The organism is Candidatus Pelagibacter communis (assembly GCF_001179945.1).
Classification (GTDB): Bacteria; Pseudomonadota; Alphaproteobacteria; order Pelagibacterales; family Pelagibacteraceae; genus Pelagilacustribacter; species Pelagilacustribacter ubique_A.
The window spans coordinates 1-856 of sequence record NZ_CVSG01000059.1; the positions used below are offsets into that span (position 1 = coordinate 1).

Consider the following 856-nt stretch of genomic DNA (forward strand, 5'->3'; position numbering starts at 1 on the left):
AATTAGATCAAAATGGTCCAATCAAGTTAAAAGTTGAACTCGTAGAGCTGATCGGAGCTAATACACTTATTCATGGTAAACTTGAAAACAGTAATGAGATTTTAGTTGCAAGTATCTCAGGTGTTGTTAAAGAAGATACTATTGGAAAAAATATTAATCTTTCCATTCAAAATGACAAACTACACCTGTTTGATACTAATACTGATTTGAGGATTAATTGATCAATCCATTTTTAACGAAACCTAACTACATAAGAATATACGGCCACAGAGGAGCTAGAGGCGATATTGTTGAAAACTCAATCTCTGGTTTTAAATATACTTTTGATCTTGGTATTAAAGCTGTTGAATTTGATGTTGTAATTTCAAAAGATAATATTCCAACAATATTTCATGATTACAGACTAAACCCTGATTTAGTTAAAGATGCTTCAGGGAACTGGATCACAGATAAAAGTATGAAATTAGTAGAACTGACTTATGAGGAAATTAGCAAGTATACTATTGGAAGTGTAAAGCCCGAAACAAAGTACGCAAAAAGATTTAAAGATCAAAAACCTATTACAGGTGAAAAAATACCAAAATTAACTGATTTCTTTAAATTAGTGACGGAAGATAAATATAAAGATGTATTTTTAAATTTAGAAATTAAATCAACTCCTACACAAGAAAATGTAACACCAGACCCAGAGAAAATGGTTTCCTTAGTCCTTAAAGATATTAAAGATTTTAAACTTGAGGATAGAACTTTAATCACTTCTTATGATTTTAGAATTCTTTACGCCCTTAAAAAACAAAATCCGAATATTTTAAGAGGGTTTATTACTTTGCAACAAGGTCTTTCAATAACTAAAAAA

At 29.4% G+C, this 856-nt stretch carries 1 protein-coding gene and 1 pseudogene; both read left to right on the plus strand.

What is annotated here, in order from left to right; translation table 11 throughout:
- A pseudogene (locus AMN78_RS04180) lies at window positions 1–221 on the plus strand (sn-glycerol-3-phosphate ABC transporter ATP-binding protein UgpC); the annotation flags it as partial.
- On the plus strand, window positions 218–856 hold a 639-nt coding region (locus AMN78_RS01535), incomplete at its 3' end, for a glycerophosphodiester phosphodiesterase family protein (RefSeq protein WP_218836540.1). The pseudogene AMN78_RS04180 and the gene AMN78_RS01535, both read left to right, overlap by 4 nt.